The sequence below is a fragment of the Pseudomonas sp. JV414 genome, assembly GCF_032424305.1.
In the GTDB taxonomy this organism is placed as follows: Bacteria; Pseudomonadota; Gammaproteobacteria; order Pseudomonadales; family Pseudomonadaceae; genus Aquipseudomonas; species Aquipseudomonas lini.
In genome coordinates this window covers 503821-519427 of record NZ_VYKC01000003.1, presented here as the reverse complement: position 1 = coordinate 519427, position 15607 = coordinate 503821, and the positions used below count along the sequence as shown (strand labels likewise).

Annotated in this window: 3 protein-coding genes; 2 read left to right on the top strand and 1 reads right to left on the bottom strand. The window is 62.3% G+C overall.

Annotation, left to right across the window (positions count from 1 at the left end):
• Positions 1-9: 9 nt before the first annotated feature.
• Positions 10-13680, top strand: a complete 13671-nt coding sequence (locus tag F6R97_RS07045) for a non-ribosomal peptide synthase/polyketide synthase (protein ID WP_315866296.1) — start codon at positions 10-12, stop codon at positions 13678-13680.
• 74 nt (positions 13681-13754) lie between these two features.
• Positions 13755-14711, top strand: a complete 957-nt coding sequence (locus tag F6R97_RS07040) for an alpha/beta hydrolase (protein WP_315866295.1) — start codon at positions 13755-13757, stop codon at positions 14709-14711.
• Positions 14712-14845: 134 nt separating this feature from the next.
• Here F6R97_RS07040 and F6R97_RS07035 read toward each other — a convergent pair whose 3' ends face one another.
• Positions 14846-15205, bottom strand: coding sequence for a DUF6124 family protein (locus F6R97_RS07035; RefSeq protein ID WP_048396738.1), 360 nt, complete (start codon positions 15203-15205; stop codon positions 14846-14848).
• Positions 15206-15607: the final 402 nt, after the last annotated feature.

The window sequence follows — 15607 nt, the reverse complement described above, 5'->3', positions numbered from 1 at the left end:
GAACAACGCGTGCAAGAGTTAATCGAGTCGGTAGGACAACTTTCGGCTAAGCAAAGAAAGGCTCTGGCGGTTCTGCTCAAGCAGAAAGGCGTCAACCTTTTTGACATTGCCCCGGTTTTCAAGCGCACGGCTGAAGAACCGTTGTTGCTGTCCTACGCTCAACAGCGCCAGTGGTTTCTCTGGCAATGGGCGCCGCACAGCGCGGCCTACAACATTCCCACGGCCTTGCGCTTGCGGGGCCCGCTGGATGTGGCCGCGTTGCAGCGCAGCGTCCAGGCGCTGATCGAACGTCACGAAACCTTGCGCACGGTGTTCACTCAAGACGCCGGGCAACCCTTGCAAACGATCCTGCCCGCAGGATCGTTTGCCCTGGATATTCACGAGCTGAGCCCTGAACTGGCGGCAAACCCGCAGGCGTCGATCCAGGCCTTCGTCCAGACCCAGAGCCAGCAAGCTTTCGATTTGCAGACCGGCCCGCTGTTGCGCGCGGCCCTGCTGCAAGTCACCCCGCATGATCACGTGCTGGTGCTGACCCTGCACCACATCGTGTCGGACGGTTGGTCGTTGCAGGTGATGATCGAGGAACTGGTGCAGCTGTATGCCGGTTTCAACCTCGGGCATGACGCCGGGCTGCCGGCCTTGCCGATTCAATACGCCGACTACGCCCTGTGGCAGCGGCAATGGATGGAGGCCGGCGAACAGGAGCGTCAACTGGCCTACTGGCAACACAAGCTCGGCGGCGAGCAGCCGGTGCTGGAGTTGCCCACTGACCGTGCGCGTCCGGTGGAGCAGAGCTTTGCCGGGGCCAGCCATAACCTGATTCTGGACCCGGTACTGAGCGACAGCCTCAAGGCCTTTGCCCGACGGGAAAACGTCACGCTGTTTGTGCTGTTGCTGGCCTCGTTCCAGGCCTTGTTGCACCGCTACAGCGGCCAGGCCGATATTCGCGTCGGTGTGCCAGTGGCCAACCGCGGGCGCGTGGAGATCGAGCGTCTGATCGGTTTCTTCGTCAACACCCAGGTGCTCAAGGCGGACGTCGACGGGCAAGCCAGCTTCGTCGATCTGCTGCGCCAGGTTCGGCAAACCGCCCAGGAAGCCCAAGCGCACCAGGACCTGCCGTTCGAACAACTGGTGGAAGCCCTGGAGCCAGGCCGCAGCCTGAGTCACAGCCCGTTGTTCCAGGTGATGTTCAATCACCAGGCCGAAAGCCGGATCAGTGTCGAGACGCGGTTGAACGGCTTGAGCATCGAGCCGCTGGAGTGGCAAAGCGCAACCGCGCAATTCGATCTGGTGCTGAACACCACCGAACAGGCCCATGGCATTGAAGCGGTGCTCAAATACGCCACCGATTTGTTCGAGCCTGCGACCATCGAACGTCTGGCGCAGCATTGGCGCAACCTGCTGCGTGCAATCGTTGAGGACCCGACCCAGCGCATTGCCCAGCTGCCGGTGCTCGATGACGCGCAGCAACAACAACTTCTCGCGCACTGGAACCCGAGCCCGAACCCGAACCCGATGGCGCGCCCGGTCAGCCAGTGCATTCATCAGTTGATCGAGGCTCAGGCCGAGCGTCGTCCAGATGCGCCAGCGGTGGTGTTCGCCGGGCAACGGCTGACGTATGCCGAACTCAATCAACAGGCCAACCAATGGGCGCATCAGCTGATCGCCCGTGGCGTCGGCCCCGATGTTCGAGTGGGCGTGGCGGTTGAGCGTTCGCTGGACATGATCGTCGCCATTGTTGCTGTGCTGAAGGCCGGTGGCGCTTATGTGCCGCTGGACCCAAGCTACCCCGACGACCGTTTGCGCTACATGATTGAGGACAGCGGGATCGAGCTGTTGCTGACCCAGGGTCACCTGTTGGCGCAGCTGCCGATTCCACCGGGGCTGGCCTGTCTGGACCTGAATCAACCTCCGCAGGACAGCAGCACCGCCAACCCTCCTTGCCGCACCACCGCTGACAACCTCGCGTATGTGATTTATACCTCCGGGTCCACCGGCAAGCCCAAAGGCGCGTTGCTGCCCCATGGCAATGTCATTCGCCTGTTCAGCGCCACCGATCACTGGTTCGGTTTTGGCCCCGAGGACAGCTGGACGCTGTTCCATTCCTACGCGTTCGATTTCTCGGTCTGGGAAATTTTCGGCGCGCTGCTTCACGGCGGCAAACTGGTGGTGGTGCCCCACGACGTCACCCGTTCGCCGGAAGAGTTCTACACCTTGCTCTGCGATGAACAGGTCACCGTTCTGAACCAGACGCCGTCGGCGTTCAAACCGCTGATGCAGGTGGCCAGTGCTTCGTCGCGCAACCATGCGCTGCGTTACGTGGTGTTTGGTGGCGAAGCGCTGGAAGTGCAGAGCCTGCGCCCCTGGTTCGAGCGTTTCGGCGACCGCGCGCCGACTCTGATCAACATGTACGGCATTACCGAAACCACCGTGCATGTGACCTATCGCCCACTGTCCATGGCGGACTTGCAACAGACCCACAGCAGCCCGATCGGCGAGCCGATTGTCGACCTGTCGTGGTACTTGCTCGATGACGCGCTGAACCTGGTGCCCCAAGGCTGTATCGGCGAGTTGTACATCGCCGGGGCCGGGCTTGCGCGGGGCTATCTGAACCAGCCAGGCATGAGCGCCACCCGGTTCGTCCCGGATCCGTTTAACCCTGTGGCCGGCGAACGTTTGTACCGCACCGGCGACCTGGCGCGACTGCGTGGCGACGGGGTGATCGAGTACATCGGCCGTATCGACCATCAGGTAAAGATTCGCGGTTTCCGTATCGAGCTGGGGGAAATCGAAACCCAATTGCTCAACCATGACGCCGTGCGTGAAGCCGTGGTGCTGGCGGTCGAAGGGCTCAGTGGGCAGCAACTGGCTACCTGGATTGTGCCGAACGAGCCACTGGACGCAGATGCCCATGGCGGCTTGCGCGATTTGATCAAGGCGCAATTGCGTGAAACCCTGCCGGACTACATGGTGCCGGTCAGCTGGGTGTTCCTCGACCGCCTGCCGCTGACGGCCAACGGCAAGCTCGATCGCAAGCAACTGCCCAACCCCGATGTGAGCCTGGTGCAAGAAGCTTACGCGGCGCCGCGTAGCGAGCTCGAACAGCGTTTGGCCGAGATCTGGCAGGACGTGCTGAAAGTCGAGCGGGTTGGGCTCAACGACAACTTCTTCGAACTGGGCGGCGATTCGATCATCTCGATTCAGGTGGTCAGCCGGGCGCGTCAGGCGGGCATCCGCTTCTCGCCCAAGGACATCTTCCAGCACCAGACCGTGCAACGCCTGGCCACCGTCGCACAGCAGAGCGATGCGGTGCAGGCGATGCAAGGTGATGTGCTTGGCGCTGCCGTGCTGACCCCGATTCAACAGTACTTTTTCGCCACCGACATTCCCCAGCGTCAGCACTGGAACCAGTCGATCCTGCTGACCCCGGCCGAACCTCTGCAAGCGGCTGCGCTGGAGCAGGCCCTGGAACATCTGCAACGGCATCACGATGCCTTGCGTCTGCGCTATCGCCAGACCGCAGGTGGCTGGGCGCAGGAACATGCCGCCGTCGATCAGCCGAACGCACTGCTGCGCACCGTGGCGTTGCCTGACAGCGAGGCCTTGCCAGCGCTGTGCCTGGAGTTGCAGCGCAGCCTGAACCTGAGCGACGGCCCGTTGATCCGTGCGGCCTTGGTAGATTTGCCCGACGCCAGTCAGCGACTGCTGTTGGTGATCCACCATTTGGTGGTCGATGGTGTGTCGTGGCGGATTCTGCTGGAAGACCTGCAAACCGCTTATCAGCAACTGAGCGCCGGCACGCCGTTGCGCCTGCCGGCCAAGACCACGGCATTCAAGGATTGGGGCGAACGCCTGCAAGGTTATGCGCGCAGCACCGGGCTGGAAACCGAGCTGGATTACTGGCGCGAGCAACTGGCCGAAGCGCCGACAGACTTGCCGCTGGACAACCCTGATGGACAACTGCAGAACCGTTTCGAGCGCAGCGTCGATACGCGTCTGGATGCCGAACGCACCCGGCAACTGCTGCAACAGGCGCCGGCGGTGTATCGCACTCAGGTCAACGATTTGCTGTTGACCGCATTGGCCCGGGTTTTGTGTGAGTGGACCGCCTCCGACAGCGCCCTGGTGCAACTCGAAGGGCATGGCCGCGAAGACCTGTTCGATGACCTCGACCTCAGCCGTACCGTGGGCTGGTTCACCAGCATGTTCCCGGTGCGCCTCACTCCGCAGGCCAGCCTCGAAGCGTCCATCAAGGGCATCAAGGAACAACTGCGCTCGATCCCGAACAAAGGCATCGGCTTTGGCTTGCTGCGGTATTTGGGCAACGACACTGCGCAAGCAGCCCTGAGCGGCTTGTCCCAACCCAAGGTGACGTTCAACTACCTGGGGCAGTTCGATAACAACTTCGACGAAGACGCCCTGTGGGTGCCGGCCACCGAAGACAAGGGCGCCGGGCAGGATGAACAGGCGCCGATGAGCAACTGGCTGACCATCGACGGCCGTGTCTACCAAGGGCAATTGAGCCTGACCTGGACCTACAGCGGTGACGTGTTCGAAGAGGCGACCATCAACGCTTTAGCCCGCGCTTATGAAGTTGCGCTGGGTGAGTTGATCGACCATTGCCTGAGCCATCCGAGCGGCGGCCTGACCCCTTCCGATGTGCCACTGGCCGGGTTGTCCCAGGCGCATCTGGACAGCTTGCCGATTGCGGCGCAGCGGATCGAGGACATTTACCCGCTGGCGCCGATGCAGCAGGGCATTCTGTTCCACAGCCTGTACGACGCCGATGCCAGCGCTTACGTCTATCAGATGCTGCTGGATATCGACGGTCTGGACGTACCGCGCTTCCAGCAAGCGTGGCAGCGGGTAGTGGATCGTCATGAAGTGCTGCGCGCCGGTTTCATCTGGGGCCGCGACGGCCTCGATACACCGCTGCAAGTGATCTATCGCCAGCTGACCCTGGAAATGCCGGAAGTGGATGTGCGCGCCGAACCGGACTTGCAAGCCGCGCTTGAGGCCCGTGCCTTGGCCGATCGCGAACGCGGTTTCGACTTGCAGAATCCGCCGCTGCTACGCCTGTGCCTGCTGCGCACCGCCGATGACCGTCATCGCCTGATCTTCACCTGCCACCACATTCTCATGGACGGCTGGAGCAACTCGCGGATGTTTGGCGAAGTGCTGCAGGATTACGCCGGGCATCCGGTGCCGAGTGCGCAGGGCCGTTATCGCGACTTCCTGGCCTGGCTGCAACGCCAGGACAAGGACGCGGCGCAAGCCTTCTGGCGCGGGCAGTTGGCCGAACTGGACGAACCGACGCGGTTGGCCTCGGCCTGCCACGGACAAACCGTGCCCGGCCCCGGCAAAGGCGTGCATAAGCTGACCTTTGACGCAGCCTTCACCCAGCGCCTCAACGGTTTCTCGCGTCAGCAGCAAGTGACGCTCAACAGCCTGGTGCAAGCCGCGTGGCTGCTGGTGTTGCAGCGCTACACCGGGCAAAGCAGTGTCGCGTTCGGCGCGACGGTGTCCGGTCGCCCGGTGGACCTGCCGGGTATCGAGCAACAGTTGGGCCTGTTCATCAATACCCTGCCGGTAATCGCCAGCCCGCCAGCGACCTGCAGTGTCAGCGACTGGGTGCGCAGCGTGCAGGACAAAAACCTGCTGCTGCGCGATTACGAACAGACGCCATTGCAAGACATTCAACGCCTGGCGGCGCTCAACGGCGAAGCGTTGTTTGACACCTTGCTGGTGTTCGAAAACTACCCGGTGTCCGACACCCTGGAGGCCAATCCGGGCGGCTTGCGTTTCAGCGGTCTCGAACACCGTGAGCAAACCAACTACGGCCTGACGCTGATCGCCGGTGCCGGCGAAGTATTGAGCCTGGACTTCAACTACCTCACCGAGCACTTCGCCGAGCGCAGCATTGCCGGCCTGGCCGCTCATCTGGAAGAAGTGCTGCGCCAGTTCCTCGACGCACCGCAACGCCTGCTGGGCGAGATCGGCCTGTTGCCGGCGAGCGAGCTGCGCACGCTGGCCGAATGGAATGACCATCATGCGGCGTACCCGGCCCAGGCCTTGATCCATCAGGGCTTTGAAGCCCAGGTCGAAGCGCGGCCACAGGCGATTGCCTTACGGCATGCCGGTGCTGGGCTGACCTATGCCGAACTCAATCGCCGCGCCAATCAACTGGCCCGTCATCTGCAAACGCTGGGTGTCGGTGCGGAAATCCGCGTGGGCGTGGCGATGCCCCGTTCCGCCGAGCTGGTGATTGCCTTGATGGCGGTGCTCAAGGCCGGTGGCACCTACGTGCCGTTGGACCCGGACTATCCGGCGGATCGCGTGGCCTACATGCTCGACGACAGTCAGGCGCGGGTGTTGCTGACCCAGCCGCACTTGCTGTCGCAGTTGCCCGAGACCCAAGCCCAAGGGGTGTGGGTCGAGGCGGGCGGTCAGGCCTTCGCCGACCAGGCACCGCACAACCTTGAGGGCCGGATCGACTCGGCCAACCTGGCGTATGTGATTTATACCTCCGGTTCCACCGGTAAACCCAAAGGCGTGGCGATTGCTCATCGCAACGTGCAGGCGTTGATCCACTGGTCGCACGAGGTGTACAGCGAGGAGGATCTGCAAGGCGTACTGGCCTCGACCTCGGTGTGCTTCGACCTGTCGGTGTGGGAGATTTTCGTCACCCTGGCCCGCGGCGGCTCGATCATCATGGCGCGCAACGCCCTGGAGTTGCCGGACCTGCCGGAACGCGATCAGGTGCGCCTGATCAACACCGTGCCGTCGGCCATCGCGGCCTTGCAGCGCGCCGGGCAGATCCCTTCAGGTGTGCGCATCATCAATCTTGCGGGTGAACCGCTCAAGCAAGGCCTGGTGGACACGCTGTACCGTGAGACCTCGGTCGAGCACGTTTACGATTTGTACGGGCCGTCGGAAGACACCACCTATTCGACCTGCACCCGCCGCGAAGCCGGCGGTCAGGCGAACATCGGTCGGCCGCTGGTGAATACCACCGCGCACTTGCTCGACGGCCAGTTGCAGGCCGCGCCGATTGGCGTTGCGGCCGAGTTGTACCTGGCCGGCGACGGCATTACCCGTGGCTATCTGTTCCGCCCGGGCCTGACCGCCGAGCGTTTTGTGCCCAACCCGCTGGCCAGCCATGGCGAGCGGATGTACCGCACCGGCGACCTGACTCGTTTGCGTGACGACGGCCTGATCGAATACGTCGGCCGCATCGACCATCAGGTCAAGGTGCGCGGGTTCCGTATCGAACTGGGTGAAATCGAAGCACGCCTGCTGGCCCACGACAGCGTGCGCGAAGGCGTGGTGCTGGCGGTGGAAGGCCATAGCGGTCAGCAACTGGTGGCCTATGTGGTGCCGACGCAGGCCGATCTTAGCCCGCAACAGCAGGACGATCTGAGCGAGGCACTCAAGACCGGCCTCAAGGCACATCTGCCGGATTACATGGTGCCGGCGCAATGGTTGTTCATCGAACAATTGCCGCTGACCCCCAACGGCAAACTCGACCGCAAGGCCTTGCCGACCCCGGGCGCCAACCCGCTGCAACGCGATTACGTGGCACCGCGCACCGCGCTGGAACAGCAGATTGCCGGGATCTGGCAAGACATTCTGAAACTTACGCGGGTCGGCGTGACCGACAACTTCTTCACCCTGGGCGGCGATTCGATCATCTCCATTCAGGTGGTGAGCCGGGCGCGTCAGCAGGGAATCAGCTTCACGCCCAAGGATCTGTTCCAGCAGCAGACCGTCCAGGGGCTGGCCACTGTCGCGCAGCTCGGCAAAGCCCTGGCGCCAACCGATCAAGGCCCGGTGACAGGTGAGACACCGTTGCTGCCGATTCAGCAATGGTTCTTCGAACAACCCTTGCCGCAGCGTCATCACTGGAATCAGTCGGTGCTGCTCAAACCGTTGAACCCTCTGGTGGCCGCGCCGCTTGAGCAGGCCTTGCACGCGCTGATCGATCATCACGACGGCCTGCGCCTGGGCTTTACACAAACCCCAGGCAGCTGGTCGGCGAGCTATCGGACCGTGGAACAACAGCGCCTGTCGCCGTTGTGGCTGGAATCGGTCAGTGATGCCGCCCACCTGGAACGCGTCGCCGAACAAGCCCAACGCAGCCTGGATCTGCAACAAGGCCCGTTGTTGCGCGCGGTGTTGTTCGATTTGCCTGAGGGCGAACAGCGCTTGTTGTTGATCGTTCATCACCTGGTGGTCGATGGTGTGTCGTGGCGGATCCTGCTGGAGGATTTGCAGGGCAGCTACTGCCAGTTACTGGCCGGCGAACCGTTGGCATTGGCGGCCAAGACCACGTCCTTCAAGCATTGGGCGGAGCAATTGCAAGGTCACGCCCGCAGTGAATCGCTGCTTGAACAACTGCCTTACTGGCAGGCGCAGCGCTCGGACGGCGCGCCGCTGCCGCAAGATAACCCCCAGGGCAGCCTGCAAAGCCGCCATGCCTTGACGCTTTACAGTCGCCTGAACCCGACCTTGACCCGACGACTGCTGCAACAGACCCCGGCGGCTTACCGCACACAGGTCAACGACCTGTTGCTGACGGCGCTGGCACGGGTGATCGCCCGTTGGAGCGAACAGTCGTCGGTGCTGATTCAGCTTGAAGGCCATGGTCGTGAAGATCTGTTCGACGGCCTTGATCTGACCCGCACAGTAGGCTGGTTCACCAGTCTGTTCCCGGTCAAATTGACCCCGACCCAGGAGCTGGCCGGCTCGATCAAGCAAATCAAGGAGCAACTGCGCGCGATTCCGGATCGTGGCATGGGTTACGGTGTGTTGCGTTATCTGGGTGACGAGGCGTGCCAGGCGTCGCTGCGGACCCTGCCGACACCGCGTATCACCTTCAACTACCTGGGCCAGTTCGATGGCAGCTTTGATAGCCAGAGCGGTGCCTTGTTTGTGCCGGCCGATGAGGTCAAGGGCGCAGAGCACAGTCACGATGCGCTGCTGGGTAACTGGCTGACGCTCAATGGCCAGGTGTACGGCGGCGAGTTGAGTGTCGGCTGGTCGTTCAGCACGCACATGTTCAACGCCTCGACCATCGAACGCCTGGCCGAGGAATACGCCCGGGAACTGGAGTTGCTGATCGAGCATTGCTGCCAGCCGGACAGCCACGGCGTCACGCCGTCGGATTTCCCGTTGGCGCGCCTGGATCAGGCCCGACTGGACGCCTTGCCGGTAGCCCCGTCCCGGATCGAAGACATTTATCCGCTGTCGCCGATGCAAGAGGGCATGCTGTTCCACACCTTGTCGGACAATGGTTCGAGCCTGTACGTCAATCAGATCAGTTTGCCGGTGGGCGGTCTGGATGTTGAGCGTTTCCGCAAGGCCTGGGAGGCGGTCATCGCGCGTCAGGCGATCCTGCGTACCAGCTTCCACTGGCATGATGGCTTGGCCAAACCGCTGCAAATTGTCCAGCGTCAGGCGACGCTCGATTTGCAGGTGCTCGACTGGCGCGATCGCGACGTCAGCGAGGAGGACATCGCCACGCGGGCCGCCGAGGACCGTGCACGAGGCTTCGAGCTGACCCAGGCGCCACTGCAGCGAGTGTTGTTGATTCGCAGCACTGAAGATCAGTACCAGATGGTCTGGACCAGCCACCACATCCTGATGGACGGCTGGAGCAGCTCGCGGCTGTTTGGTGAGGTGATCCAGCACTACGCCAAGGGTGAAATCAGCGCAGAAAACGGCCGCTACCGCGACTTCATCGCCTGGTTGCAAGCCCAGGACCAGGACGCCCGGGAACTGTTCTGGAAAGCCCGGTTGGCCCCGGTCAACGAGGCGACGGCGTTGAGCCAGGCCATCCATCCACGGCATGTGTCCGATGAGCCTGGCCACAACGCCATTTACTCCCATTGGGACGCGCAACAGACCGGTCGTCTGCTGCAGTTCTGCCGCGATCTGCGGATTACGCCGAACACGTTGATCCAGGGCGCATGGTTGCTGCTGTTGCAGCGCTACACCGGGAAAAACACCGTGACCTTTGGTGCCACGGTGTCCGGGCGTCCCGAGAGTTTGCCCAATGTCGGCAACATGCTGGGGCTGTTCATCAACACCTTGCCGATCATTCAGACGCTGGAACCGGATCAGCCTCTGGCAGACTGGCTAAACCGGATCCAGGCTTACAACCTGGATATCCGCGACCATTCCCAGGCTCCGTTGGCGGACGTGCAACGCTGGTCCGGCCTGGGCGGGCAGGCGCTGTTCGACAGCATCATCGTGTTCGAGAACTACCCGATCGACGATCGCCTGCAAGAGGACAACGATACCGGCCTGAGCTTCGGCAAATCCATCGGTCATGACGTGACGAACGTGCCGATGGACCTGGCGGTGACGCTCGGCGACGAATTGTCGATTGAATACCTGTACCTGCGCAGCCACTTCAGTGCCGAGGCGGTGGAGGGGATTCGTCTGACCCTGGAAAACACCCTTGAAGCGATGATGCGCGCCCCTCACGAACGCCTGGGTAACCTGCAGCGCCTGTCTTCTGAACAATGGCAGGCGATGCAAACCTGGAGCGCCGAGCCGCCGGCGGATCATCAGCCGCAGCTGTTGCCGGAACTGATCAGCCGACACGCCTTGAGTCAGCCCGAGGCCATTGCGGTGCAATGCGCCGGGCTGAGCCTGAGCTATGGCGAGCTGGAACGCCGGGCCAATCGTCTGGCCCATTGTTTGATCGAGCACGGCGCGGGGCCGGAAGTGGTGATCGGCGTGGCACTGCCGCGCTCGCTGGAAATGGTCGTCAGCTTCCTCGCCGTGCTCAAAAGCGGCGCCGCGTATGTGCCGCTGGATATTGATTATCCACCGGAGCGTCTGGCGTACATGATCGAAGATTCCGGCATGGCGTTGCTGCTGACCCAGAGCAGCCTGCGGGCGACGTTACCGGCGCCCGAGGGCCTGTTGCGCCTTGAACTGGATCACCTCGACGAATCCCGTTATGGCGATGAGGCGCCGGCGTGCCGCGTGCTGGAGCAAGGGTTGGCTTATCTGGTTTACACCTCGGGTTCTACCGGACGGCCAAAAGGCGTGGCGGTCACCCAGGGCCCCCTGAGCATGCACTGTCAGGCCATCGCCAAACTGTATGAAATGGACACCCGCAGCTGCGAGCTGCACTTCATGTCGTTCGCCTTCGATGGTGCTCATGAGCGCTGGTTGAGTACGCTGTACAGCGGCGGTCGGCTGGTAGTGCGGGACGGTTGCCTGTGGACGCCGGAGCAGACTTATCAGGCACTGCACGAGTACGGCGTGACCATCGCCTGCTTCCCGCCGGCCTACCTCAAGCAACTGGCCGAGTACGCCGCGGCCAGCGGTATCGCACCGCCACCGGTGCGCATCTACTGCTTCGGCGGCGATGCGGTGCCGGACCAGACTTTCGAACAGGTCAAAGCAGCGCTGCGTCCGGAGTACTTCACCAACGGCTACGGCCCGACGGAAACCGTGGTCACGCCGATGCTGTGGAAAGTGCCGGTGAGCCAGCAGTGTGAAGCGGCTTATGCACCGATCGGCCGGGCGGTGGGCGCGCGTTCGCTGTATGTGCTGGATGAAGAACTGAATCCGCTGCCGCCAGGTTTTGCCGGCGAGTTGTACATCGGTGGCTACGGGGTTGCCCGTGGTTATCACGGTCGGCCAGACCTGACCTGCGAACGCTTCGTGCCCAATCCGTTTGCTGGCGGCGAGCGGTTGTACCGCACCGGCGACCTGGTGCGCTTGCGCCAGGACGGCGTGGTCGATTACGTCGGCCGTATCGACCATCAGGTCAAGGTGCGTGGGTTCCGCATCGAGCTCGGTGAAGTCGAGGCCAGCCTGCGGCAACTGGCGCAGGTCAGCGACGCCTTGGTGATCGCCCGGGACAACGCCTCCGGCAAGCAACTGATCGGTTACGTCGTCACCGACGCCGGGCAGCAGCTAGGTGATGAACTCAAGGCCGGTCTGCGCAGCACCTTACCGGAATACATGGTACCGGCGCAGATTGTCTGCCTCAGTGCCTTCCCGATCACCCCCAACGGCAAGCTCGACCGCAAGGCATTGCCCGAGCCGGAATTCAAAAGTGAGGAATACGTCGCCCCGCGCAATCAGCAGGAACAACTGCTGGCGGAGATCTGGTCGCAGGTGTTGCAGGTGGAGCAGGTCGGTATCAGCGACAACTTCTTCGAACTGGGTGGCGACTCGATCCTGAGCCTGCAAGTGATTTCCCGGGTCAGGAACCACCCGACCCTGCAGATGGAACTCAAGCTGCGTGATCTGATGCGCTACCAGACCATCGCCGGCATCGTCGAGCAGGACGTGGTGAAGGCGGGCACCGCGCAACCGTCGGTGGACCTCACCCATGTGGCCAGTGACGGGTTGTTCAATCTGCTGCCGATTCAGGAGTGGTTCTTTGCCGAGGGCATGGCCGAGTCTCATCACTACAACCAGTCGTTTTTGCTGAGTGCGCGTCAGACTCTGGATCTGGATGCCCTGGAACGAGCGCTGGGCTGGATCGAAAACCATCACGACACTTTGCGCCTGCGCTTCTGTCAGGAAGGCGGGCGCTGGTTGCAGCGCTATGCCGCACCGACCGAGCGCCGCGAGCCGGTGCTGTGGCGCCGCGAGGTCGAGAGCAGTGAGCAGGTCGAAGCCTTGGCCAACCTGACTCAGCGCAGCCTCAAACTCGACGATGGACCGGCCTGGCGCGTGGTGCATATCGCCTTGCCGGACGGCCAGGCGCGGCTGTTGATGGTCATCCACCATCTGGTGGTGGACACGGTGTCGTGGCGGATTTTGCTCGATGACTTGAAGGTGGCCTACGAGGCCTGCGTGATGGGCATCGAACCGCAATTGCCGATCCGCACCAGCAGCTATCGCGCATTTGCCGAAGCCCTGCAGGCGCAGGCGCCGGTGATTGCCGAGCAGGAATTGGGCTACTGGCTGGAGCAACTGGATCAGCCGGGTATCGACCTGCCGTGCGACAACCGTCGCGGCAAGAATCAGGTGCGTCACCAGGCTCAGGCGCGGCTCAAGTTGTCCAGCGAGCACACCGAGCAGTTGCTCAAGCAGGCGCCGGCGGTCTATCGCACGCAGATCAACGATTTGCTGCTGTCGGCCCTGAGCCGGGCGTTGTGCCGCTGGAGCGAACAACCGTCGGCGCTGATTCTGCTGGAAGGGCACGGTCGCGAGGACCTGTTCGAGAACATCGACCTGAGTCGCAGCCTGGGCTGGTTCACCAGCATGTTCCCGGTCCGGCTCACTCCCGACAGCGCGGACATCGGTGCGTCGATCATCAACGTACAGGCGCAGTTGGCGGCCATCCCACAGAAGGGCATCGGCTACGGCGTGTTGCGTCATCTGGCCGGCCCGCAACTGGCCCGCCAATTGGCCGACCTGCCGCAGGCACGGGTGACGTTCAACTATCTGGGGCAGTTCGACCAGAGCTTCGACGAGCAAGCGTTGCTGGTGCCGGCGCTGGAAGAAACCGGCGACAACTACAGCCTGCAGGCCAATCTGGGCAACTGGCTGGAGGTTGTCGGCCAGGTGTACGACGGTCAGTTGGCGCTGCGTTGCATTTACAGCACCCAGCGTTATCGAGCCAGCACCATGGAGTCGTTCATGCAGGATTATCAGCGCGAGCTTGAGGCGTTGATCGAGCATTGCATGGCGCGGGTGGGCTGAGTGCCGGGGCTTTAATCATTGCTGGAGGGGCGTTGCTCAGGCGCGCCCCTTTTACGGACATAAGGATTTTTTCGATGTCGTTACACCCTGATCTGGAAGCCTTCCTCGACCTGGCGCAAGACGGCCAGGACGCAGGCCTGCCGGCGCTGCATCAAATGACACCGGTCGAGGCGCGGGCGATTTTCGAACAAACCACGGCGCAATTGCGTTGGGATGCTCCTCAGGATCTTGACGTGCTGGAGGTCAACACCACGGCGCGGGACGGTGCGCCGCTGGCGTTGCGTTTGTATCGTCCGAGCGGGGCGATGTCACCGATGCCGGTGCTGGTGTATTTCCATGGCGGTGGTTTTGTAGTGGGCAGCCTGGATTCCCATGACGGAGTCTGCCGCGAATTCTGCCAACGTACGCCGTGTGCGGTGTTGTCGGTTGGCTATCGGCTGGCGCCGGAGCACCGCTTCCCGACAGCATTGGAGGACGGTGAAGACGCCTTGTCCTGGTTGGCGGAACAGGCGCTGGTCCTGGGGCTGGATGTCGGTCGCGTCGCGTTCGGCGGTGACAGTGCCGGTGCCACATTGGCGACGGTGCTGGCCTTGCAAGCGGTGGTTCAGCCACACACCGTGGCCATCGTCCCCAAGGTGCAACTGCTGTGTTATCCGGTCACTGATGCGTCGCGCACTCATGATTCGCGTTTGTTGTTCAGTGAGGGGTATCTGCTGGAGAGCGACACGCTGGACTGGTTTTGCCAGCACTACGCCCGCGGCCCCGAGGACTTGCTGGACTGGCGCTTCTCACCGTTGCTGGCTGAGGATCTGCGCGGTGTGGCACCGGCGATTGTGTTGCTGGCCGGGTTCGATCCATTGCTCGATGAAGGCCAGGCCTACGTCGATAAACTGCGCGCGCAGGGGGTGAGTGTCGAACTCGAACATTGCCCGGGCCTGACCCATGATTTGCTCAGGCTGGCCTCGGTGATGCCGGATGTGCTGAGCGTGCATGAACGCTTGAGTCGGGCGCTGAGTCGGCATTTGGGTTGATGCCGACATTGATCGTTCCCACGCTCTGCGTGGGAATGCAGCCCGGGACGCTCCGCGTCCCACCCTCTAAAGCCGAACGCGGAGCGTCCGTTGAGGCATTCCCACGCAGAGCGTGGGAACGATCAGTGCGTCTGTTAGCCTCGCGGATCGTAGTTATCCAGCACCCGGTTGACGGCCAACTCCCCGAGCATCACCACCGATTGAATCCCCAGCATCATGTTGCGATGTGGCATGTCCATCAACCCGGCGAACTCACTGAGCATCATGCTCGCTGACGCCAGGGTTTCACAGGCGTTTACCAGCAGGGTTTCGTTATCGACCTTCTCACCCACATGGTAAATGGTGCTGGGTTTGCGCTTGGTGTCTTGGGGGATGGATGGCTTGAGGTGGTAATCGAGGGCGCGGTCGGCGGCTTCGTTGAGTTTTTTGGAATCGAGGGATTCGTAGGGGGAAACGTCGTCGGTTTTCGGAGGGTTTGGCGTAGGTTTGAACATAGATGAAACTCCTAGAGTTGTGGAGCCGCTACACATCGCTGCTAAACGAAAAAGAGGTGGCGGCTGTACGCGGGTTAGCAGACCAGGACTCTAGAACCCGGCGCACCGAAGTGCCCCACGCAAAGCCGCCATAACATGAACGACTAACGTTGTACGTCTAGAGATGACCCGGGCTGCTAAACCCGATCGCTGATTGATCAGCGACCCGGAAACGATAGAGCCCGGCCCTTAGACGCACAAGCCAGCGGATTCTGGCGCAGTCGTAGGCAACGGCGCAAGAATGTGTAGCCTGAGTGAGTATCTGGAAGTGTCGATTAAACAGTGCTTGTTTAGTGGTCTGACTGTGTCTTGTGGTGGATGGACTGGCCTCTTCGCGAGCAAGCCCGCTCCCACAGGGGATCT